Source organism: Paenibacillus sp. MCAF9, from assembly GCF_052114265.1.
Taxonomy (GTDB): Bacteria; Bacillota; Bacilli; order Paenibacillales; family Paenibacillaceae; genus Pristimantibacillus.
In genome coordinates, this window is the sequence record NZ_JBFREL010000031.1 from 40,551 (window position 1) to 62,311 (window position 21,761).

A 21,761-nucleotide genomic window follows, 5' to 3' on the forward strand; every position below is an offset into this window, starting at 1 on the left:
TAACAGCAATTTGCAAAGCGTCATGATTCCTTATTGCTTTCTTCTTGACTGTGCTTCTCTTGATCGATCAAAGCTACGATTTCAAGTGCAGCTGCTTCATCCGTTACGAGTACATCATTGTGTCCAAAGCGCATCACTGCCGCTATAGCCTCGCCTTTGCTCTTGCCGCCGGCTACACCTATAACAACTTCAGTTTTAACAATATCCTCGAGCCGTAACCCCACCGTTTGCATTTTGTGCACGACAGCGCCTTTTCGGTCAAAATAAAACCCGAACGACTCCGCCAAAGCACCCTCAGCTTCCATCGCATCAATAACTTCACGCTCTAGCCGCCTGCGTCTTGCCATAACCATAGCATCTCCGATACCATGTACAACGATGCGAGCACTGCGGATGACATCCACAATTTCTCGAATGTTCGGCTCCTGCATAATAGATGCAAAAGCTTCCTCTCCCAGATGATCCGGCACATGCAGAAGTCTGTACTGCGCTCCTGTACGCTTAGCCATCATGGAAGCAATCGTATTCGCTTGGTAATCCAAGCTCTCCCCTAGACCGCCTCTAGCCGGTACGAACAAGTTCGTATTCAGCTGAGAAGAACTAATCAGTTGATTCGACAGCTGTGCAATCGTCGTTCCGCCTGTTACAGCTACAACGTCGTTAGGCTGCATTACCTTGATAAGCACCTGACATCCCGCACGACCAAGCTCTCGCTTTGTTTGGGCAGAGACTTCCGAATCGCCAGCAACTATAATGACCTGTGATAGGCCGTAGTGACTCCGAATCGTTTCCTCCAGTTCGGATAGTCCGAACATTGTCTTGTAGAATGGCTCAAGCTGCTCTAATAGAAGCTTGCCTGAATCGCTAATCCGCATGCCTCCCGAATGAATCTCTAGCAGCCCCTGCGTCTTTAGGAAATCGGTCTCTGCCCGAAGCATACGCTCCGTCATCGATAATACAGAAGCCAACGTTCGACGTCCGATTAAATCCGATACCATTACTTGATGCAAAATCGAATATCGTTTCTTCATGACCTCTAGCAGATCAGGCACAAGCTGCTGCTGCAGTTCAATGATCTGACGCATTTCTCATCCTTCACTCCATCGGCCTATAGCGTATTCGCTTCAAATACGTTGGACTCAATATGTCCCGCGGTATCATTTCAAGTCCCACCTTTAGTTTATCGGAAATAACCAATTGTAGCAATAGCCGATTATCAATTGGAAACGGTTTCCGACGCATTTTTAACAAATTTAATTTTTGAACATCGCTTGCTTTAAAATCTTTAATATCATATAATCATTTTTGCGACTATTTTCTTACAAAAGCAGATAGCAGCAACAGCAGCTTTTCCTTATGCGCCCGTGGTCCAATGGATATGACGCAGCCCTCCGAAGGCTGAGATCTAGGTTCGATTCCTTGCGGGCGCGCCATTACTTTTTATTATCGCAAGTTCAAACTCTATATTGATACACACGAACCGTTCCTATACGCTGGAACGTTTTTTTTATTTTAAGCAACGGCCAAGTGATTAATCTCCCGCTACAACATCCAACCTATGCCTCATGGAAAACACTCCAAATTGCGCTTGTATATTTCATCCAATCCACTTCAAACCCATTTTTTTCGTATACGCAGCAAGGGAATTGCAGACCTGTTTGACTATCTTTGACTTTTGACTTTTCATCCGTTATTATGAGAATACGATTTAACCATTCATTGTTTTTTAGGAGGGGGCTTACGTTGGATATGAATTTCGTTCCTATGGTTATTGAGCAAAACAATCGGGGTGAGCGTGCGTATGACATTTACTCTCGCCTACTGAAAGATCGCATTATTTTTCTAGGATCAGGTGTAAATGACGTGGTGGCCAACTCCATCATCGCTCAATTGTTATTCCTGGCGGCAGACGACCCTGAGAAGGACATTTCTCTTTATATTAACAGCCCGGGCGGCTCAATTACGGCAGGCATGGCTATTTACGATACGATGCAATATATTAAACCTGATGTATCTACGATTTGTGTAGGTATGGCTGCTTCTATGGGTGCTTTCTTGCTTACTGCAGGTGCAATTGGCAAACGTTACGCGCTTCCGAACAGCGAAGTCATGATCCATCAGCCACTTGGCGGTGCAGAAGGCCAAGCAAGCGATATCGCCATTCGTGCAAAACGCATTATCGGCATGCGCGACAAGCTGAACGGTATTTTGGCAGAGCGCAGTGGACAATCGCTTGAACGTATCGAGAAAGATACAGACCGCGATTACTTCATGAGTGCAGCAGAAGCCAAAGAATATGGCTTGGTTGATAAAGTAATTGAGAAACTCGCATAATTCATTCCGATTCCGCTAGGTAATAGGTTTGAACGCAAAAAAGAGCAAGTTCGGATTCATCCGAGCCTGCTCTTTTTTTATTGCAAACACATTCGTAAGATTATTTTACATTCCATATAAAAAAAGAGCTGCCGCCGCAAGCTCATAATGAACCTGCGTGACTTCTCTCCTTCTTCATTATTGGTTCTCCAGCTCTTCTTTGCTTACCAAAGCGACTAAAGCGTTTACAGCCTGTTCTGCGTCCGAACCCTCAGCACTAATGGATACTTCAGTGCCAGAACTGATAGCCAAACTCATAATACCCATTATGGATTTAGCGTTTACTTTTTTGTCGTCTTTCTCTACAAATACTTCGGAGGAAAATTTGTTCGCTTCTTGTACGAATAATGCTGCTGGTCTTGCATGTAGTCCAGTCTTAAGACGAACAACAACCGGAAGCCTTGTCATGGAAACCATACCCCCTATATTTTTCTCAATCATTAGCATGCGGCAAAAGCGTATACGGCTCTGTTTGCCGTCTTCTGGCTGCAAAAGCTCGTTTCCGGACAAAGATAAGATGTGTAAGTATCAATGCTGCTTATTCTTATCTTTAAAAATTGCGTCATTTTAAATTATTATATCATTATACCAGCTGATGCACTAGGATAAAAGTTCAGACACCGCGGATTTTTTCCGCAAGTGCGTCGATTTTGCGCAAACGATGGTTTACGCCTGACTTACTGACCTTTCCTCCGAGCATTTCGCCGACCTCTGTCAAATTCATATCCGGATGCTGAAGCCTTATTTCAGCTACTTCCTTCAGCTTATCAGGCAAGCTATCCAGTCCTACCTCACGTTGAAGCAGTTTGATGTTTTCGATCTGACGAACAGCTGCACCGATCGTTTTATTTAGATTGGCCGTTTCGCAGTTTACGATCCGGTTTACTGAATTGCGCATGTCGCGCATGATTCGAACATCTTCAAACTTGAACAGAGCTTGGTGCGCACCAATAATATTGAGGAGCTCGATAATTTTCTCGCCCTCTTTGATGTAGAAGATAAATCCCTTTTTTCGTTCAATGCATCTCGCGTTTAGATCAAATTTGTTCGCAAGGTCAACTAACGACTCACAATGCTCTTGGTACATCGAAGAAATTTCCAGATGATAAGATGAACCTTCTGGATTGTTAACCGATCCGCCAGCAAGAAACGCACCCCGTAGATAGGAGCGTTTGCAGCAAGGCTTGCGAATGATTTCCTTATCGATGCCTAAATTGAACATAAAGCCTTCCGATACAATTTTGAGCTCGCTTAATATTTCCTGAACTCTAGCCGGTATACGGACAATATACACGTTGTTTTTTTTCAATCTCATCTTTTTACGGACAAGCAGCTCTACATGCACATCATAATGTTTTTTGAGCAGGGAATAAATCCTTCTGGCAATCGCGGCATTTTCCGTTGAGATGTCCAAAACGACTTTGCGGCTAGATACGCTAACCGAACCATTCATCCGTATGAGTGCAGATAGCTCCGCTATCTCACAGCAGCTGTCCGCTTCAATTAATGTCAGCTCTTTCTTTGTTTGGGCCGCAAATGACATTGTGTATCACCTCTTTCGTAACATCCAGTTCTCTACCAGCTTATAAATATGATGGCTTAAGCGTTCGGCATCATGCCGAAGAAAAGTGCGAAACAATACTAGCCGATCCGCAATGACTTCATATCCCTTTTGCGTAACTGCATCTAAATCCAAATGGACGGCCTTTGCGCCAAGCTCAGCATATCTGCTTTCGATTTGCGGCGGAATTTCGCCGTCATTTACAATGACATAATCGAATAGATGTTGACCGATATGAGCATGAATGGCATCAAGGTGATCGCCTACCGAATAATTATCAGTCTCCCCAGGCTGCGTCATAACATTACATACAAATAATTTTACCGCTTCTGATTCCACGATGGCAGTTGCCAGTTTAGGAACTAACAAGTTTGGAATAATACTTGTATATAAGCTGCCCGGTCCAATCAATATAGCATCGGCCTGTTCGATGGCCTCGACCGCCTCTCGCAGCGGTTCGACATCGGCTGGTTCCAAAAATACTCGTTTAATGACCTTGCCAGCTTTCGGAATCATGGATTCCCCTGTGACAATGCTGCCATCAGCCATTTCCGCTTTAAGTACGATAGCCTGATTCGCTGCGGGCAGAACCCGTCCTCGAACGGCTAACACACGGCTCAGCTCACGAATCCCCGTTACAAAGTCGCCGGATATATCGGTCATTGCTGCCAGCATAAGATTGCCAAGGCTGTGGCCTGCAAGTCCCGGCACCGTTTTGAAACGATACTGAAGAACCTCAGTCAGCAGCGGCTCAGCATCCGCTAATGCCATAAGTACGTTCCGAATGTCACCCGGAGGCGGAATTTGCAGCTCATTGCGTAAAATGCCTGAGCTCCCGCCATCATCGGCAACCGTAACAATTGCGGTAATATCGAGCGGCTTCTCCTTAAGACCTCGCAGCATAACAGAGAGACCTGTACCGCCGCCAATTACGACGATTTTAGGCCGTCTCATTATCTTGTGTCTACTTTGCATTCTCTCACCTCGTCAATGCTTGTCACGTTCGGCATCGCGATGGCTGACACGCACACGTTCCGTATCACTGCTGCCGAGCATGCGTCCCAAATATTCTGCTATAGCAACGGAACGATGCTTACCGCCAGTACAGCCAATACCGATAACAACCTGACTTTTCCCTTCCTTACGATAAAGCGGAATAAGGAATTGCAACATATCCAGCAGCTTCGTTAGAAATTGCTGAGTTTCAGGCCATTTCATAACGTATTCATATACATCGGGATTTTGACCGGTATTTGGGCGCAGATGCTCGACATAATGCGGATTAGGCAAGAAACGAACATCATAGATCAAATCCGCATCGATAGGAATGCCATATTTAAAGCCAAAGGAAGTTACATTTATCGACAAGCTGTTTTGCTCTAGGTGTGTAAAATGAGAAATAATACGTTCCTTCAATTGAGCTGGTTTCAAAATACTCGTATCAATAACCTGTGATGCCCAGCCCTTTAAGTCTTCTAGCAGGCGACGTTCGTTGCGAATGCCCTCAAGCGGCATGCCCTCAGGTGCCAGCGGATGGCGCCGCCTACTTTCCTTATAGCGCTGAACCAAGACAGAATCAGTTGCATCCAAAAATAAGATTTCACAGCTAATCGTATAATGCTCCTTGATATAGGCCAACGACTCCGAAAGCGCCGTGAAAAATTCACGCCCGCGCAAATCGATAACAAGCGCAACGTTGCCGATTTTACCGTTCGACTGATCGATCAACTCTGCAAATTTAGGAATAAGAACGGGCGGCAGATTATCTACGCAGAAGAAACCGAGATCCTCCAGGCTTTGGACAGCAATGGTCTTGCCCGCGCCAGACATCCCGGTTATTATGACAAGCTTTGCTACTGCTGCTGTCGTTTCCATGAATAAACCTCCTAAAGACTTTGCGAATGCAAAGTCACTTCGTAAGGATATGCTTAAGGTTTGCGAACGCAAACCTACTTCGTTAGAATAGGCTAAGACTTTGCAGATGCAAAGTCTCTTCGTCATTTACAACTATGAAATTAACCTCTTAGAATAAGGCCGGCTGCGCCTACAACGCCAGCGTTGTTGCCTAGTGTTGCCGCTACGATTTGCACATTTTCTTTCGCTTGATCCTGTGTATACTTGTCGAATACTTCACGAATTTGCTCGAATAAAAATTCTCCAGCCTTCGAAACGCCGCCGCCAATGATGAAATATTGCGGATTCAATACAATAGCGATCATCGCCATTGATTTACCCAAATAATAAGCAGCACGGTTTACGATGCGAGTTGCTACTTCGTCTCCTGCTTTAGCTGCATCAAGAACATCCTTCGCCATAATATCCTCAACAAGTGAAAGCGATGTACGATCGCCGCGTTCAACCGCATCCTTTGCCATACGGATAATACCTGTTGCAGAGGATACCGTTTCCAAGCAGCCGATTTTGCCGCAGCCGCATACAATAGCTTCAAGATCAGGCACGATAGCCATATGACCAAGCTCGCCAGCCATACCCATAGAACCTTCAACGATTTTACCATCTATAATAATACCGCCGCCTACGCCTGTGCCGAGCGTGTAGCATACGCAGTGCGCGATGCCTTTGCCCGCTCCGCCCCAAGCTTCGCCTAGTGCAGCAACATTCGCATCATTATTAACTTTAACTGTCTTATTCAGCTCTTGCTCCAAATAAGCCTTTAGATTGACGTTCTCGATTTTTAAGTTTGGTGCAAATTTCACAATTCCGTTTGGAATATCTAAGAAACCAGCAATACCAACGCCTACCCCGTCAACTTGCTCCCAATCATAGTCCGATTCCACTACGATTTGTTGTGCATATTTCGCAATATTTTGAAGGATAGTGTCCGTTCCTTTACTCGCCTCCGTCGGCCCCTCGTACGTCTGGAGCAATTGCCCATCCGAATTACAAATACCTACTTTAATAGCAGTTCCGCCGACATCGACTCCAACGTAAATCTTCTCAGACATCACTAGTCCACCTCATCAATATGTTAATCTTCTCTTGTAACACTATAAGCGACCTTCATCCTCTGGTCAAGATAGAGGAATACTGGCAAATCAACCATTCTGGGCTTAGAAAAAACGCCTTCATCATTTAATGAAAAAGCTATACCTTCAAGCATGTCGCTCTGCTGGTATAGCCTCTTCTTTATCTTATGTTGCAACTCGTCAAGTATTAAAGCGATTTGCTCCAGTCGTGCGTAATTGCACCCTCCAAATATCTTTCACAATCCAGTGCAGCCATACAACCGCTGCCTGCTGCTGTAATTGCTTGACGATATTTGCTGTCTTGAACATCTCCACAAGCGAACACGCCCGGTACATTCGTTTCAGATGTGCCTGGTTTTACAACAATGTAACCATGATCGTCCGTATCGATTTGACCTGCTAGGAATTTCGTGTTTGGCGTGTGGCCGATAGCGATAAAGATTCCGTCTGTCTCAATAACATCCTCTTCACCTGTCTCGTTGTCGCGAACTTTAAGCCCAGTAACACCCATGCCAGTTGCTACAACCTCAACCGGTGTGCGGTTTAGGCTCCAGCTGATTTTCTCGTTCTCACGAGCGCGATCCTGCATGATTTTTGATGCGCGAAGCTCATCACGACGGTTAACAAGCTCTACGTTTGAAGCAAAACGAGTAAGGAAGTTTGCTTCCTCCATCGCAGAGTCGCCGCCGCCCACTACGATAATTTTTTTACCGCGGAAGAAGAAGCCATCGCATGTTGCGCATGTGCTTACGCCGCGGCCAACGTTTTCTTTCTCGCCTGGAATGCCGAGGTATCTAGCCGATGCACCAGTAGAAATAATGATGCTCTCCCCAACAAGCTCGCCGTGGCCTTCCACTTGAAGCTTGAATGGACGCTCTGACATATCCACGCTATTAACCCAACCCGTAATAAACTTAGCGCCAAAGCGCTCCGCTTGCTTACGCATGTTTTCCATCAGCTCAGGACCCATAATCCCTTCCGGGAAACCAGGGAAATTCTCAACCTCTGTTGTTGTTGTCAATTGACCGCCAGGTTCTGGACCTTCAATAATGAGTGGGCTCATGTTAGCGCGAGCCAAATAAATAGCTGCTGTAAGCCCCGCAGGACCAGTACCGATAATAATTGATTTGTACATAAGCTTCACCTCGTAAAAGTTTATTCGTCCTGTAATTCTTGCGTAAAGAAGACGGAACTCATCGACTTCATCTTTTCTTTGATGCCGCAAACTTCATCAATAATCTTGACGTTCTTGCTGACTGTCGCAATAGATGTACCGTATCTGGTGGAAACCTCGTGATAGGAGATAGCACGACGATGCATTTTTGCAGTCAAATATTCTAATGCGGCCGCCCAGCTCTCCGGCTTCGTAAGCTTCGGAGCATCTGGATATACTCGCGTCAAAAATTCCACCCATAAGGTCATCAAATCATGCTGCTGGACCAAATCATACTGCTTGCTCATGCGATCAAGAGCGATATCTGCAACAGCCTGCCATTTATCTTCCCATACAGGCAGACTTGAAGGGACCCGGTTCGGCTCAATGACCGTTTCTTTGCCTTCCAGCACCACATGTAAAGGCTCTTGTACGCCCATCGTTCGGAGTACAAAGATGGCAATCCGTTTTAAATAATCATCCTCTTCCTTCTCGAGCAAAAACGTCTGAAGAACATCCTTCACTTCGCTGTCGGCGATCATCCCTAGAGCCTGAATAACCTGGAGCTTCGTGTCCTGATCACCATGACGCAGCGCCCAGAAGAACGACGAACGTACTAGCGGATCGCGCTTCAGATGATCGGGAATGCCATCGGAAGATTTCTCCCATAGCTTAAACTGCTCTTCGAACGGCAAATGATAGTGATAGCTGATGGCAGCCGTCTGCTGCCCGCTTCGTACCAGCTCAAGCTGCTCCATATAATAAAGTGGAATGCTTGATTTTGGATCGAGCTTGATTGTCTGCCTCCATAGGCGCTCTGCTTCCTGCAAACGTCCGATATTGCAAGCTGCAACAGCCGCGTAATGATACAGGCTTGGATCCTGAGTGAGCTCTGAGTCTTTGAGAAGTCTGGTGAAATGCTTATAAGCAGCACCATGCTCTCCTAAGATGCCCATTGTTGTTGCCAGTTTAAACACATGCTCTTGATGGAACGGTACCGTCTTCGCAAGCAGCTCAACAAGCGGCTTCAAGCTTTTTTCATCGTTTTTGTGCTGATAAAAAATAGCAAGGTTGCACAGCGCATGCAGGTTGCCCGCTTCAAGATCAAGCACTTCATGGATCGTATCCATCGCTTTATCGAACATGCCCATATAGTAATAAGCCAAAGCCAAATTATTTCGAGCAGCTAAAAAATCTGGCTGTCCTTCGATAATTTTCTCCAAAATGCGCACAGCCTCAGTGAATTTGCCTTCCTCCAGCAGCGTGCGCGCCAAATCATGCTCGACCATGCCTTCACGAGACTTGATGTTGGTTAGACGAGTAGGACGCTCCAGTTCAAAATGCAGTAGATCCATCATATCTTCTGCTTCATCCAGAAACTGTCCTTCGGAGTCCTCTTCCAAATATCGAATAAGCGAGCCCTCGGCTGCTTCATATTGTTCTAAATTAGCAAAATTGTTCGCCATATAGAAATGGCACTCCGTCATCGTCGGATCAAGCTCATCTACAATCCAACCGAGGATTTTATTTGATTCCTCATAGTTGCCCATTTCAGAAAGAATGCCGGCCATATTACAATGGTTTACCGGATTCTCCGGCTCGTATTCGACGGCGCGACGAAAATATTTAAGTGCCTTGTCATAATGGAGCCGATCAAGCGATCGAACCGCACGTTCGAAAAAAAACGTAGCGTCCCATTGAACCGGTATGACTTTCGTCTGTTGATCTACGGCAACTCGTTTCTTTTCTTTCACCCGCAAGGCACCTCCCGTTACTTCCGATTTTATACGATTATACCATAGCAATACCCCTGAGAACATGAAAGAATATGTGGGAAAATCGCGGATGGCAAATACACCACCCGCGATTTCCCGCGGCATTACTATTCATTTCGTTAGTTCTGCATTCCATTTGAACGTTTAGACACCATTGCTTTTGAACAATGTGCTAATGGAGCCGCCCTCCAAAATAATGCGTGTTGCTTCTGCAAGCAACGGCGCAACGGAAAGCACTTTGAAGCGTTCAGGAGTCGATTCCGGCAAGCTGATTGAGTCTGTTACGATGACTTCTCTAATATTTGGATGATCCAAACGCTCAATGGCAGAGCCGGAGAATAACGGATGCGTTGCGCATACAAATACATCCTCAGCGCCGCGCTCCTTCAAGCTTTCCACAACGTTAACAATCGTAGATCCCGTATCGATGAGATCCTCGATAATAATCGGAGTTTGACCTTCGACATCACCGATAACATGTGTGATCACTGATTCATTATGCGCAGGGCGTTTCTTGATCATAATCGCAAACGATGTATCCAAGTAGTTCGCTAGCTTCTCAGCAGTTGAAGCACGTCCTGCATCCGGCGATACAACAACCGGGTTCTTGATGTTTTTCGACTTCAAATAATCGCTGATTAAATCTAGCGCAGTCATATGATCGACTGGAATGTTGAAGAAGCCTTGAATAGCTGGAGCATGTAGGTCGATTGTAATCACTCGGTTCGCTCCTACTGTCGTGAGCACATCCGCCAGCATTTTCGCTGAAATCGGCTCCCGAGGTGCTGCTTTGCGCTCCTGACGCGCATAACCGTAATAAGGCATGATGATGTTGACCGTTCTTGCGGAAGCACGCTTCGCCGCATCAATCATAACAAGCAATTCGACAAAATGCTCGTTGATTGGATGTGAGAATGATTGTACGAGAAATACATCGCAATTCCGAATCGTTTCCTCGTAATGCACGTAAATCTCTCCGCTTTTAAAACGGGACATCTTGATCGCACCTAGCGTCAGACCAAGCTCTGCACTAATTTTCTGAGCCAATACCGGATTAGACGAACCCGAAAAAATACGCACCTTGTCGCTTAACATGATACCCTCCTGAGCGTTAAAACCAATTAATTTGACGGAACAAGTACTCGTCTTTGCCGGATCATTCGACAAAGCTTATTTGATCATCTATATTATACATGGAATTTACGATATTTCAAAAATCAATCATCACTAATTTTCGACAATTAAATGTCGCAAGCTGCTTAAAGCCAACTTCTTTGAGCAAATCATACGCTTGATCCAAATATTGGCCCAGTCTTTCAGGCTGGTGAGCATCTGAACCAACCGTCAGCGGAATGCCTAGTTCCAGTGCATATTCCAGCATTCTACGGCTCGGAAACATCTCTGCTGCAGGTGTGCGAAGGCCCGATGCGTTGAGCTCAATCGCAAGTCCATGCATCTTGACTGCCTCTAGTGCAGCGTTCTCCAAATGGGTAACATTTTCCTCCGGCAGAAAGCCAAAACGCTTGATGACATCAATATGTCCAATGTAGTCATAAAATCCGCTTGCGGCTGCTTTGCCCACGGCTGCGTAGTACTGTTCGTATACAGCCATACGATTGCGGCCTTCCCAGCCTCCCGTTTGCCGGAAATCGGTGATGTCCCACTCCTCAAGAAAATGAACAGAGCCAATCACATAGTCCCAAGGGTACGCGTTCACGATCGCAGCGATCTGCTCCTCGCAGCCCTCAATATAATCGCCTTCAAGCCCAACACGTATGTCGATTTGTCCCTTATACTTTTCCTTAAGCGCAAGGCACTCCTCCACATAACGCGGAAGTTCATCCATCGGCATAGCCATTTCCGGATAATAAGTTGCAGGGTCAACATGGAGCAGTGGCATATGATCGGAAAGGCCGAGCTGCACGAGTCCGATCTCTATGCCCTTCTTTACATATTCCTCTAGCTCTCCAACGGCATGACCACAACGAGCATGATGCGTATGGTAATCGATAAACATGTGCGTACCGGCCTTTCTGCTGTCATTTATCATTCAGCTTCCATTATCTCATTTTATTTGTTGTTGGCTTGCCGTGACGATTGTTAATTTCGCTGATTACATCATCTAGCGGCAATCCGCGTTCACGAAGCAATACCATCAGGTGAAAAATAAGATCGCCAACCTCGCTGCGAAGCTCGTCGTTATCTTTATTTTTCGCTGCTATGATAACCTCGGATGCTTCTTCGCCTACTTTTTTCAAAATCTTATCGACACCTTTATCGAACAGGTATGAGGTGTAAGAGCCTTCAGGACGCTCTGCGTAACGCTCGGCAATCACGCTCTCTAGCTGTCCAAGCGTTGCGAAGCGGTCTGCAGCGGGTTGTCCAGCCTCTGAGGTAGCATCTGTGTTCCCGGCTACTTCAACCGAATTAAAGAAGCAGCTATAGCGCCCTGTGTGGCAAGCTGGACCTTTTTGCTCCACCTTAACGAGTAATGTATCACCGTCGCAATCATAAGCCAAAGAGACGATGCGCTGCGTATTACCGCTTGTCGCTCCTTTGTTCCAAAGCTCATTACGCGAGCGGCTCCAATACCAAGTCACGCCGGATTCAACGGATAGCTGAAGTGATTCCTTATTCATATAAGCCATCATAAGCACTTCTTTGCTTTGCACATCTTGAACAATAGCTGGTACTAGCCCCGCATCGTCCCATTTAATTTTTGAGATAAGTTCATTATGATTGTTTTCCGTCATCGTACCTCTACTCCCTTCAAGCGCAAGTCGTCCTTCACTTCACGAATCGTCATCTCTTTATAGTGAAAAATCGTTGCAGCTAGAGCCGCATCCGCATGTGCCATTTGGAACACATCGTTAAAATGCTCCACTCTACCCGCTCCGCCCGAAGCAATAACGGGGATGCCAAGCGAATCTGACACCGCCTGCGTGAGCTTGATGTCGAAGCCATCTTTGGTGCCATCGGCATCCATGCTGGTCAGCAAAATTTCACCCGCGCCTAGCTTCTCCACTTCACGTGCCCATTCGAGCGCCTTAATGCCAGTCGTTTTGCGTCCGCCGTGCGTATAAACTTCCCATTCGCCCCACTCAGCATTAAACTTCGCATCAATCGCCACCACGATGCACTGTGATCCAAACTTGCGTGACCCCTCTTGAATGAGTGCCTTGTTTAAAACCGCAGCTGTATTTATGCCGATTTTGTCCGCTCCGGCGCGCAGCAGCCGCTTCATATCATCGACATGAGATATGCCGCCGCCTACCGTAAACGGAATCGTAATTTCCCCAGCGGTCCGCTTGACGACTTCAATCATCGTCGCACGCCCTTCAACGGAAGCCGATATATCTAGAAATACAAGCTCATCTGCGCCCTCTTGGTCATAAGTGGCCGCCAGCTCGACTGGGTCTCCCGCATCGCGCAGGTTCACAAAATTAACACCCTTCACAACGCGGCCATCCTTCACGTCAAGACAAGGAATGATACGTTTCGCCAGCATATTGCACTCTCCTTTATGCCCGTAGTCGAGCTTAATTGTCTTTCCGGTAACACTCGGCATTACTTAGGATTACTTGGAATCACTTTGATGAAACTGCTTGGATTAAGGAAGAGGCATCCTTACCAAGCAGCGAATATTAAATGATAAAATTGCTTAAGTAAGTAAGCTTGTTATGCTTCGTTATTTTTAGTTAGTGCAAGAAAGTTGCCCAGCAGCTCCATGCCAAGCTCTCCGCTTTTTTCGGGGTGAAATTGCATGCCATATACGTTTCCGCGACCAACAATGGCTGTTACCTGCTGATAATAGTCTGTTGTTGCGAGCAGGTCGGAACCTACCTCCGGCTTCGCATGGAACGAGTGTACGAAATAAACATGCCCTTCAGTCAAACCGTTAAATAGAGGCGACTGCTCTTGAAGGAAATTTAACTTGTTCCAGCCCATATGCGGTATCTTGTAATCCCCTGTGAAACGGCTAACTTTGCCTGGAAGAAGATTCAATCCCTCATTCGTTCCATATTCGTCACTTTCGGTGAAGAGAAGCTGCATGCCAAGGCAAATGCCGAGCAGCGGCTTACCAGAAGCTGCATACGCTTTAGTCACTTCATCCATCTTCGTTTCCCGCAGGTTTTGCATGGCATCGCCAAACGCGCCAACGCCAGGAAGAATCGCTCCGTCTGAAGCTGCAATCGTCGCGGGATCGTCAGTGATAACCGTCTCATATCCAAGACGCTCAACCGCTTTGCTTACGCTGTGGAGGTTGCCCATCCCATAATCAATAATCGCGATCATCCTAGAGCACTCCTTTCGTTGAAGGCACTCCTTGTACGCGAGGATCAATGCTCGTTGCTTCATCAAGCGCTCGTCCAAGCGCTTTAAACACCGCTTCAATCATGTGGTGCGTGTTTTTGCCGTAATGTACGATGACGTGAAGCGTGATGCGTGACTCAAGTGCAAGCTTCCACAAAAACTCATGAACAAGCTCTGTCGAGAAGCTGCCTACTTGTGTAGATGGGTATTCGGCACGATATTCAAAGTGTGGGCGGTTGCTCACATCAATAATAACCTGAGCCAGCGCCTCATCCATTGGTACAAATACACTAGCGTAACGTTTGATACCGCGTTTGTCGCCAAGCGCTTCACGAAGCGTTTGACCGATGCAAATTCCGATATCCTCTACCGTATGGTGATCATCGATGTCGATGTCGCCGCGTGCTTCTAATTCCAGATTAAACTGGCCGTGCTTAATAAATAGATCCAGCATATGGTTAAAGAAAGGGACATCTGTATCAATCTTTGCTTCACCTGTTCCATCTACTGCAAAAGTAAGCTTAATATCCGTTTCATTCGTCTTGCGTGCCACCGATGCTTCACGTACGCGATTTTCCGACACTTTCATTCCTTCTTCCTATATGATTATGTTTGTTTTCATCATCTCAAATGCCCTGCCGCATAAGGGAATTCCAGCAGATGCCGCTAAAGAGCATAAGAGTTATTACCTAGGTAATAACTCTCCTATACTTAATTGTTTGCCTAACAAATTTATCTATTTACGTTAAAATGTTTGCCCGCGTTCCTTCTCAAGACGAACCTCGATTGCACGAGCGTGCCCTTCAAGCCCTTCGTGACGAGCCAGCGTCATGATTTTATCGCCATTAGCCATCAGCGCTTCTTTACTATAGTAAATCAAGCTCGATTTCTTCAAGAAATCATCAACGTTAACTGGCGATGAGAACCGTGCTGTGCCGTTTGTCGGAATGATGTGGTTAGGTCCAGCAAAATAATCCCCGACCGGCTCCGAGCTGTAAGGCCCAAGGAAAATAGCGCCTGCGTTCTGAATGTAGCCGAGCAAACGCATCGGGTCAACCGTCAGCACCTCTAAGTGTTCAGGTGCGATCTGATTAATAACGCCGATACCCGCTTCAAGCGAATCGACCAGCAGCACAGCGCCATAGTTGTCGATGGAGCTGCGTGCAATGTCTTGGCGCGGCAGAGTGGACAGCTGACGCTCCACCTCCGCTGCTACAGCTTCCGCAAGCTGCTGCGATGGCGTTACAAGGATCGCCGATGACATCTCATCGTGCTCCGCCTGCGACAGCAGATCCGCGGCTACATACGCGGGATCAGCTGAATCGTCAGCAAGCACGACGATTTCACTTGGCCCGGCGATACTGTCGATATCGACGGCACCGAATACGGCGCGCTTCGCAAGCGCCACATAAATATTGCCCGGTCCGCATATTTTATCGACCGGAGCAATTGTGGCCGTGCCGTACGCAAGCGCGGCTATGGCCTGTGCGCCGCCGACCCGGTACATCTCCTTGACGCCCGATTCCGCGGCGGCAACGAGAATATACGGGTCGATGCCTTCCGTGCCGCCAGTTGCCGGCGGCGTCACCATAACAATTTCCGGCACGCCAGCTACCTGCGCCGGTATAACATTCATCAGCACGGACGACGGATAAGCCGCCTTGCCTCCGGGCACGTATACGCCGACCCGCTTGAGCGGTCGCATAATTTGCCCGAGCAGCGTTCCGTCCTGCTGCAAATCCATCCACGAGGTACGCATTTGCTTCTCGTGGAATACCCGAATGTTCACGGCTGCTTCGCGAATAGCCGTGAGAAAGTCGGCGTCAACATGCTCATACGCCGCCTGAATTTCCTCCTGCGTCACACGCAGCGACGCAGCGTCCAGCTTAACGCGGTCATGCTGCTCAGTGTACCTCAGCAGCGCTGCATCCCCCTCAGACTTTACGTCTGCGACGATCTTCAAAGCAGACTCATTTTGCTCAGGCGTCCCATACTCCACCTCACGCTTCAAACCAAATTGCTCCGCTCGCATAATACGCATATCATCCACTCCTTCCAATACTCACAAGGCTATTAATCTATTAATCCGTCCAGTCCAGCAGGCAATTCACTTGTCATGCCTCGTCTATACATGAAGTGCTGCAAGCCCTACTTTGCGTTTGCTCCTGCTTCGTTGACACTCGCTATGCATTTCCCGCTCTTGCTGGACTCTCTTTGTCCGCTTATGCTTTTTCTTACTTTCCGCCCTCTTCTACCCCCGTTTAGCCAACGCTTCCTGCAAGCGATCACACAGTCCTTGAATCGCTTCATTCTTCATCCGGTAGCTTACTCGATTCGCGATCAAGCGGCTCGTAATACCGAAGATTGATTCCATCTCCACAAGCCCATTCTCACGAAGAGTTTGGCCGGTTTCCACCATATCAACTATACGGTCAGCTAACCCGATCATTGGCGCAAGCTCGATGGAGCCGTTCAGCTTAATAACCTCTACCTGCTGCCCAAGCTCACGGAAATACGCCGAAGCCACATTCGGGTATTTGGTCGCTACACGCGGATTCATGGCCGGCTTCCAATCCGGCATGCCAATAACAGACATCCGGCATTTGGCAATGCCAAGATCAAGCAGCTCATAAACATCTTTATTTTCCTCCATGAGCACGTCTTTGCCCACGATCCCGATGTCCGCTACGCCGTATTCCACATAAGTCGGTACGTCAACAGGCTTTGCCATAATGAACTCCATCCCTACCTCTGGAAGCTCAATGATCAGCTTTCGCGTATCATCAAAGTCGCTAGGAATCGGAAGCCCCGCTTCACGGAACAGCTTGGAAGCTACCTTATAAATGCGGCCCTTCGGCATCGCCACTTTCAATATATCTTTTGTCGCTCCGCTCATGTGGCGCTGCCTCCTTTAATTCCGCTTCCGTCAAATGTCAGCAATGCTGTGTAGGCTACGCCTTTATAAGTAAACGATTGCTGCTGTGCCTTATTTTTAAGCTCATCAAGAAGTGCGTTATACGCATCTACCCGCTCTGTTACAACGCTCGCACCCTGCCCGCGCAGTTCCTGTGCTTTAACAAGCGCCTCATTGCGTCCAGCAGTATCATAGATAACCAGTGTGCGTTCCGTTTCACTCTCAGCGCCATCGCCAAGCAGCTCCAGAATACGCGTCGTCTTGAGTGCAAATCCCGTTGCTGGAGCCGGTCTGCCGAACTGGGCCAGCAGGTTGTCATAACGGCCTCCACTTACAACCGGGAAGCCTAGATCAGCTGCATAACCCTCGAAAGTCATCCCTGTGTAATAGGAGAAGTCACCAATCATCGTCAGATCGATAAGCACATGCTCACAAACCCCGTACGCCTTCAGCACATCCCATATTTCGCACAAATGTTGAATGGACGCCCGCGCTTTATCATCCACATTCAGCTGCAGCGCTTGATCACAAATCTCTTGCCCGCCGCGTAGACGCAAAACACCTTCCAGCTCTTGCTGAACGGATTCATCCACGGATAATCCACGAAGCTGCTCGCGGTAACCTACAAAATCACGGCCTAACAAGCAGCTCTTCAACTGCTCCTGCGCTTCTGCACGGCCTGGCAAGGATTGCTCCAGCAAGCCGTTTAGGAATCCAACATGCCCAATAGCGATCTTGAAACGTTCAACACCGGCAGCTTTAAGCGACGCGATTGCAAGAGCAACAACCTCTGCATCCGCTTCTGCCGAGGAATCGCCAACTAGCTCTACGCCCGTTTGGAAAAATTCCGCCTCGCGGCCCGCCTCTTCCTCTATCGCCCGAAACACATTAGAGTGATACGACAGACGCTGTGGAAAATCCGCTTGCTTCAATAAGGATGACACCACACGAGCGATTGGCGACGTCATATCAGAGCGCAGCACCAGCGTTGTTCCACGATTGTTAAGCAGCTTGAATAACTTCTGATCGGACGTAGAGCTGGCTACACCCACTGTATCGTAATATTCCATTGTTGGAGTTATAATTTGTTCGTAGCCCCAGCCCTGCATGCAGGCAAGAACCTGACGTTCAATATGACGCAGCTTAGCCACTGCGCTTGGCAAATAATCTTTAACGCCTATCGGCTTCTCAAATACTTTTGGTTTAGACACCAATATCACCTTCGTTTACTTTAGTGGTTTAAAGCGATACCATGTTACCATGCTAACAAATTAAAGAGTTTAGTCGTAATATTAGCATGAAAAGCTTATTTTCGTCAAGTTGAAATCGATCCGTTTTACGTCAAAAAAGAAAGCCTCGACCGGCTGCGAGACGAACTCGCACGGACGAAGCTTTCCATAGCCCATTAGTTTAAAATGTTGCGCACATTCTCATCAAATTCGCTTGGCACGACCATTTCGCTTCGTCTAATTTCCCTCATCGGATTGCCTCCTACAAATGCATAAGCAGGCACATCCTTATGGACAACTGATCCAGCAGCTACAATGGCATGATCGCCGATTGTTACACCTGGCAATATCGTCGTATTTGCTCCTATCATGACATGAGAGCCTATCACGACGTCGCCGAGACGATACTCCTTGATCAAATATTCATGAGTTAGAATGGTTGTATTATATCCGATAATTGTATTATTGCCTACCGTTATACGCTCTGGAAAAAAGACATCGACCATAACCATAAGTGCAAAAGCGGTATGTTCTCCGACCTTCATGCCGAGCAAACGGCGGTAAATCCAATTTTTTAACGGAAGAATCGGACAATAGCGCGCTAGCTGGATGCAAATGAAATTACGAACCGATTTGAATCGGCTGACCGTTGAATATACTTGCCACAGCGCGTTTGGCCCTTCCACCGGATATCGTTCAACTTTACGCAAATGTTTCCCGCTCCATTCCGACAAAGGAATAGAGATCGCGCATGTCGTGAATGACATGATGGGCTCCGGCATCCTTCAGGATTTGCTCGCCTTTTAGCGACCAAGCGACACCAACTGCTATCGCACCTGCTGCTATCGCCGACTCGATATCCACTGTGCTGTCTCCAACCATAATGGTCGTTGCCGGATCTGCGCCGAGCAGTCCGATTGCTTTGCTCACTGGTTCTGGATGCGGCTTAGCATGAACAACATCATCAATCGTTACAATGGTATCCACGAAGTCGAACAGCCCAACGTATTTCAAGCCGCGTTCCGTTGTCAAACGCATTTTTGTCGTAACGACGCCAATTTGGATACCTTGCTTATGCATTCGCTCAATAACTTCTATGACGTAATCGAATGGTTTTACATATTCATCATGCAAACGCAGATTAACTTCGCGATACGCTGCCACAAGATGTGTTACTTCATCCAATCCCGAGAATAGCTTCATTTGATCCGTAAGCGGCTGTCCCATGCTTGGAATAATATGCTCTCTTCCGAATCCTTCTGGTGCTACGCCTTGTAAAGACTCTATGAACGAGCGGATGATAAGCTCATTGGTGTCGATAATTGTGCCGTCCAAATCGAACAGCATCGTTTTGATATTGCCCGTCATCGATAAACCTCCCTAATTACATTTAACGCTTGCCAACCTCATCATCTTTTTTAGTGCCAGCAGGTTGGTCTTTGCCCCTTTTCTCATCCGATCCCACATTACGCTCTGGCTTGCTAGTCGTAATTGGATCAAGGTAATGAGCGGATGCAAGTCCCGTCTTACGCCGCACGATAATAAGTACAACCGCACCAACGATTAAAAGCAGCGCCAGTACTTGTGAAATCCTTATGTTGCCGTACGCAGGATCCAAGTAGCCTTGTTTGAATAATACTTCCATTGGAGTCCAGAGGCCATTAATAAAGGATGCTAGCCACGATGGTCCTCTAAACGCAAGACTGTCCGTACGAAGCGCTTCAATAAAGAAACGGCCGATTGAATACCAGATAAAGTAGCTGGCCATCAGCTCGCCTGCGCGCAAAAACTTCTGGCGGCGAAGGATGAACAATATAGCAATACCGACCAAGCTCCATACGGATTCATACAAGAAAGCCGGGTGACGGTATTCACCTTGAATAAGCATTTGATCCACGATAAACGATGGTAAATGAAGGGTATTGCGTAGGAAAGACTCGCTAACCACGCCGCCATACGCCTCTTGGTTCATGAAATTTCCCCAACGGCCAATCATTTGACCTGCAAGCAGTCCAGGTACACAAATGTCTACCAAGCGCCAGAAGTTATAGCCTTTATAGCGGAAATAGAAGAATCCGCAAATAAAAGCTCCGATTATCGCACCATATATCGCGATACCGCCATTCCATATTTTGAACACATCTACAAAGTTGCCTTTATAATCTTCCCATTTGAACGCTACATAATAAATTCGCGCTCCAATAATGGCGGAAGGGACGCCGAGCAGCAGCAAATCCATGAAAAAATCAGGCTTAATGCCGAATCGTTTTCCTTCCTGCACTGCGAGAAGCAGCCCCACTAATGCCGCCGTTCCCAAAATAATGCCATACCAATGCACTTCAATAGAGCCTAATGTGAAGGCAATTGGGTTTAATATCAATGTCTTCATTTAGTTATATCCCCTTTAGGTTCAATCGTATTCGTCCATATCGTCAGCGATTGTTTCCGTAAGCTTATTCGTAAACTGCAGCGCCGCATTGTAACCCATTCGTTTCAAGCGGAAATTCATTGCTGCCACCTCGATGATAACTGCTAAGTTACGACCGGGTCTTACTGGCACAGTTACAAGCGGAATGTCCGTCTCGATAATACGGGTCGTTTCTTCATCCAATCCAAGGCGATCATACTGCTTGTCCTGCTGCCAGTTTTCCAGCTTAATGACAAGGCCGATACGCTTCTGCGTCCGAACTGCCCCTGCGCCAAAAAGTGTCATTACATTAATAATACCCAGCCCTCTAATCTCGAGCAGGTGACGAATAAGCTCTGGCGCACTGCCGTGCAGCTGCGCATCGGAGGTTTGCATAATTTCTACTGCATCATCAGCAACAAGCCGGTGTCCGCGTTTGACAAGCTCTAGCGCTGTCTCGCTTTTACCGATGCCGCTTCCTCCAGTAATAAGCATGCCAACCCCGTATACGTCAACAAGAACGCCATGAATCGTTGCTGTCGGAGCAAGCTTTCTCTCCAAAAAGTCCGTAATTCTGCTGGACAAAATGGTTGTAGCCACATTGCTTCTGAGCAGCGGAATTTGTTTCTCATTACATTGATCTACAAGCTCTAGAGGCGCTTCCAGCCCTCTTGTCAAAATAATGCATGGTGTATCCTCGTTGCATAAACGAACCATACGATCCTTGCGCTCTTCACCGTCCAGCATATTTAGGAACGAGATTTCCGTTCTTCCAAGCAGCTGTACGCGCTCACTTGGATGGTAGTGGAAATATCCAGCCATTTCGAGTCCAGGCCGATACAAATCATCTACTGTAATGGCACGCTTCATTCCATCCTCGCCCGCAATAATCTCAAGCTGAAATTGTTTAACGAGCTCAGATACTTTCACTTTTTTCGGCATCGTAGGGCCTCCCTCATATGACAACTGCTATTGTGTATATGTATGATATTTTCCAATGTCTTCATCGTAAAGGAAAAAGGCGCTGAACGCAACGTTTCCTCCGCTG

General features: G+C 47.1%; 22 protein-coding genes and 1 tRNA gene. 2 read left to right on the forward strand and 21 right to left on the reverse strand.

The window, feature by feature from the left end; genetic code table 11:
- Positions 1 to 20 precede the first annotated feature (20 nt).
- Positions 21 to 1,085 carry a sugar-binding transcriptional regulator gene (locus AB4Z45_RS27800; RefSeq protein ID WP_441912711.1) on the reverse strand — a complete coding sequence of 355 codons (1,065 nt, stop codon included), beginning with the start codon at positions 1,083 to 1,085 and terminating at the stop codon, positions 21 to 23.
- Positions 1,086 to 1,358: 273 nt separating this feature from the next.
- On the opposite strand from AB4Z45_RS27800, the gene AB4Z45_RS27805 reads away from it, so the two are divergent.
- Together AB4Z45_RS27805 and clpP are read left to right on the forward strand one after the other, a co-directional pair.
- A tRNA-Arg gene (locus AB4Z45_RS27805) sits at positions 1,359 to 1,433 on the forward strand.
- A gap of 316 nt (positions 1,434 to 1,749) precedes the next feature.
- Complete coding sequence (gene clpP / locus AB4Z45_RS27810; protein ID WP_169091151.1) at positions 1,750 to 2,334, forward strand: ATP-dependent Clp endopeptidase proteolytic subunit ClpP; 585 nt, start codon at positions 1,750 to 1,752, stop codon at positions 2,332 to 2,334.
- A 177-nt stretch (positions 2,335 to 2,511) separates the two neighbouring features.
- Here clpP and AB4Z45_RS27815 read toward each other — a convergent pair whose 3' ends face one another.
- The 20 genes from AB4Z45_RS27815 to hprK all read right to left on the reverse strand — a co-directional run bounded on the left by AB4Z45_RS27815 (position 2,512) and on the right by hprK (position 21,655).
- On the reverse strand, positions 2,512 to 2,781 hold the full coding sequence (locus AB4Z45_RS27815) for an HPr family phosphocarrier protein (RefSeq protein ID WP_028609180.1): 270 nt from the start codon (positions 2,779 to 2,781) through the stop codon (positions 2,512 to 2,514).
- 205 nt (positions 2,782 to 2,986) lie between these two features.
- A complete protein-coding gene (gene whiA, locus AB4Z45_RS27820; RefSeq protein ID WP_076270746.1) occupies positions 2,987 to 3,916 on the reverse strand; it encodes a DNA-binding protein WhiA in 930 nt (309 codons plus the stop codon).
- Positions 3,917 to 3,922: 6 nt separating this feature from the next.
- On the reverse strand, positions 3,923 to 4,888 hold the full coding sequence (locus AB4Z45_RS27825; protein WP_339206022.1) for a gluconeogenesis factor YvcK family protein: 966 nt from the start codon (positions 4,886 to 4,888) through the stop codon (positions 3,923 to 3,925).
- A 33-nt stretch (positions 4,889 to 4,921) separates the two neighbouring features.
- Positions 4,922 to 5,809: an RNase adapter RapZ gene (gene rapZ, locus AB4Z45_RS27830; RefSeq protein WP_076270748.1), complete on the reverse strand. Its 888-nt coding sequence runs from the start codon at positions 5,807 to 5,809 to the stop codon at positions 4,922 to 4,924.
- A 140-nt stretch (positions 5,810 to 5,949) separates the two neighbouring features.
- A complete protein-coding gene (locus AB4Z45_RS27835) occupies positions 5,950 to 6,900 on the reverse strand; it encodes an ROK family glucokinase (protein ID WP_339206020.1) in 951 nt (316 codons plus the stop codon).
- Between the two features lie 208 nt (positions 6,901 to 7,108).
- Complete coding sequence (gene trxB / locus AB4Z45_RS27840; RefSeq protein ID WP_076270750.1) at positions 7,109 to 8,056, reverse strand: thioredoxin-disulfide reductase; 948 nt, start codon at positions 8,054 to 8,056, stop codon at positions 7,109 to 7,111.
- Positions 8,057 to 8,076: 20 nt separating this feature from the next.
- Positions 8,077 to 9,828 (reverse strand): tetratricopeptide repeat protein, encoded by a 1,752-nt coding sequence (locus tag AB4Z45_RS27845; protein ID WP_076270751.1) that lies wholly within the window; start codon positions 9,826 to 9,828, stop codon positions 8,077 to 8,079.
- Positions 9,829 to 9,993: 165 nt separating this feature from the next.
- Positions 9,994 to 10,944 (reverse strand): ribose-phosphate diphosphokinase, encoded by a 951-nt coding sequence (locus AB4Z45_RS27850; protein WP_076270752.1) that lies wholly within the window; start codon positions 10,942 to 10,944, stop codon positions 9,994 to 9,996.
- Between the two features lie 115 nt (positions 10,945 to 11,059).
- Positions 11,060 to 11,866, reverse strand: coding sequence for a histidinol-phosphatase HisJ (gene hisJ / locus AB4Z45_RS27855; protein WP_441912712.1), 807 nt, complete (start codon positions 11,864 to 11,866; stop codon positions 11,060 to 11,062).
- Positions 11,867 to 11,909: 43 nt separating this feature from the next.
- Entirely contained in the window at positions 11,910 to 12,602 is a 693-nt protein-coding gene (hisIE, locus tag AB4Z45_RS27860) for a bifunctional phosphoribosyl-AMP cyclohydrolase/phosphoribosyl-ATP diphosphatase HisIE (RefSeq protein WP_441912713.1), read from the reverse strand.
- Positions 12,599 to 13,357 carry an imidazole glycerol phosphate synthase subunit HisF gene (gene hisF / locus AB4Z45_RS27865; RefSeq protein WP_339206014.1) on the reverse strand — a complete coding sequence of 253 codons (759 nt, stop codon included), beginning with the start codon at positions 13,355 to 13,357 and terminating at the stop codon, positions 12,599 to 12,601. The genes hisIE and hisF overlap by 4 nt, the downstream gene beginning before the upstream one ends.
- A 170-nt stretch (positions 13,358 to 13,527) precedes the next feature.
- A complete protein-coding gene (gene hisH / locus AB4Z45_RS27870) occupies positions 13,528 to 14,145 on the reverse strand; it encodes an imidazole glycerol phosphate synthase subunit HisH (protein WP_441912714.1) in 618 nt (205 codons plus the stop codon).
- 1 nt (position 14,146) lies between these two features.
- Complete coding sequence (gene hisB, locus AB4Z45_RS27875) at positions 14,147 to 14,746, reverse strand: imidazoleglycerol-phosphate dehydratase HisB (protein ID WP_372239028.1); 600 nt, start codon at positions 14,744 to 14,746, stop codon at positions 14,147 to 14,149.
- Between the two features lie 162 nt (positions 14,747 to 14,908).
- On the reverse strand, positions 14,909 to 16,204 hold the full coding sequence (hisD, locus tag AB4Z45_RS27880; protein WP_441912715.1) for a histidinol dehydrogenase: 1,296 nt from the start codon (positions 16,202 to 16,204) through the stop codon (positions 14,909 to 14,911).
- A 210-nt stretch (positions 16,205 to 16,414) separates the two neighbouring features.
- A complete protein-coding gene (hisG, locus tag AB4Z45_RS27885; RefSeq protein ID WP_441912716.1) occupies positions 16,415 to 17,059 on the reverse strand; it encodes an ATP phosphoribosyltransferase in 645 nt (214 codons plus the stop codon).
- Positions 17,056 to 18,288, reverse strand: a complete 1,233-nt coding sequence (locus tag AB4Z45_RS27890) for an ATP phosphoribosyltransferase regulatory subunit (RefSeq protein WP_441912717.1) — start codon at positions 18,286 to 18,288, stop codon at positions 17,056 to 17,058. Before AB4Z45_RS27890 ends, hisG begins: the two co-directional genes overlap by 4 nt.
- Positions 18,289 to 18,482: 194 nt before the next feature.
- Complete coding sequence (locus AB4Z45_RS27895; protein ID WP_179089910.1) at positions 18,483 to 19,016, reverse strand: acyltransferase; 534 nt, start codon at positions 19,014 to 19,016, stop codon at positions 18,483 to 18,485.
- Entirely contained in the window at positions 19,009 to 19,674 is a 666-nt protein-coding gene (gene ppaX, locus AB4Z45_RS27900; RefSeq protein ID WP_076270761.1) for a pyrophosphatase PpaX, read from the reverse strand. Before ppaX ends, AB4Z45_RS27895 begins: the two co-directional genes overlap by 8 nt.
- A 22-nt stretch (positions 19,675 to 19,696) precedes the next feature.
- The gene (gene lgt / locus AB4Z45_RS27905) at positions 19,697 to 20,695 is read right to left on the reverse strand and encodes a prolipoprotein diacylglyceryl transferase (RefSeq protein WP_441912718.1); all 999 of its coding nucleotides are present in this window, start codon (positions 20,693 to 20,695) and stop codon (positions 19,697 to 19,699) included.
- A gap of 21 nt (positions 20,696 to 20,716) precedes the next feature.
- Positions 20,717 to 21,655 carry an HPr(Ser) kinase/phosphatase gene (hprK, locus tag AB4Z45_RS27910; RefSeq protein WP_441912719.1) on the reverse strand — a complete coding sequence of 313 codons (939 nt, stop codon included), beginning with the start codon at positions 21,653 to 21,655 and terminating at the stop codon, positions 20,717 to 20,719.
- Positions 21,656 to 21,761 lie beyond the last annotated feature (106 nt).

What these genes read in the sequence shown, in the direction of transcription:
- AB4Z45_RS27800 (WP_441912711.1), bottom strand. Translation starts at nt 1,085, where the DNA reads ATGCGTCAGATCATTGAACTGCAGCAGCAGCTTGTGCCTGATCTGCTA.
- clpP (WP_169091151.1), top strand. Translation starts at nt 1,750, where the DNA reads ATGAATTTCGTTCCTATGGTTATTGAGCAAAACAATCGGGGTGAGCGT.
- AB4Z45_RS27815 (WP_028609180.1), bottom strand. Translation starts at nt 2,781, where the DNA reads ATGACAAGGCTTCCGGTTGTTGTTCGTCTTAAGACTGGACTACATGCA.
- whiA (WP_076270746.1), bottom strand. Translation starts at nt 3,916, where the DNA reads ATGTCATTTGCGGCCCAAACAAAGAAAGAGCTGACATTAATTGAAGCG.
- AB4Z45_RS27825 (WP_339206022.1), bottom strand. Translation starts at nt 4,888, where the DNA reads ATGAGACGGCCTAAAATCGTCGTAATTGGCGGCGGTACAGGTCTCTCT.
- rapZ (WP_076270748.1), bottom strand. Translation starts at nt 5,809, where the DNA reads ATGGAAACGACAGCAGCAGTAGCAAAGCTTGTCATAATAACCGGGATG.
- AB4Z45_RS27835 (WP_339206020.1), bottom strand. Translation starts at nt 6,900, where the DNA reads ATGTCTGAGAAGATTTACGTTGGAGTCGATGTCGGCGGAACTGCTATT.
- trxB (WP_076270750.1), bottom strand. Translation starts at nt 8,056, where the DNA reads ATGTACAAATCAATTATTATCGGTACTGGTCCTGCGGGGCTTACAGCA.
- AB4Z45_RS27850 (WP_076270752.1), bottom strand. Translation starts at nt 10,944, where the DNA reads ATGTTAAGCGACAAGGTGCGTATTTTTTCGGGTTCGTCTAATCCGGTA.
- hisJ (WP_441912712.1), bottom strand. Translation starts at nt 11,866, where the DNA reads ATGTTTATCGATTACCATACGCATCATGCTCGTTGTGGTCATGCCGTT.
- hisIE (WP_441912713.1), bottom strand. Translation starts at nt 12,602, where the DNA reads ATGACGGAAAACAATCATAATGAACTTATCTCAAAAATTAAATGGGAC.
- hisF (WP_339206014.1), bottom strand. Translation starts at nt 13,357, where the DNA reads ATGCTGGCGAAACGTATCATTCCTTGTCTTGACGTGAAGGATGGCCGC.
- hisH (WP_441912714.1), bottom strand. Translation starts at nt 14,145, where the DNA reads ATGATCGCGATTATTGATTATGGGATGGGCAACCTCCACAGCGTAAGC.
- hisD (WP_441912715.1), bottom strand. Translation starts at nt 16,204, where the DNA reads ATGCGTATTATGCGAGCGGAGCAATTTGGTTTGAAGCGTGAGGTGGAG.
- hisG (WP_441912716.1), bottom strand. Translation starts at nt 17,059, where the DNA reads ATGAGCGGAGCGACAAAAGATATATTGAAAGTGGCGATGCCGAAGGGC.
- ppaX (WP_076270761.1), bottom strand. Translation starts at nt 19,674, where the DNA reads ATGACGGGCAATATCAAAACGATGCTGTTCGATTTGGACGGCACAATT.
- lgt (WP_441912718.1), bottom strand. Translation starts at nt 20,695, where the DNA reads ATGAAGACATTGATATTAAACCCAATTGCCTTCACATTAGGCTCTATT.
- hprK (WP_441912719.1), bottom strand. Translation starts at nt 21,655, where the DNA reads ATGCCGAAAAAAGTGAAAGTATCTGAGCTCGTTAAACAATTTCAGCTT.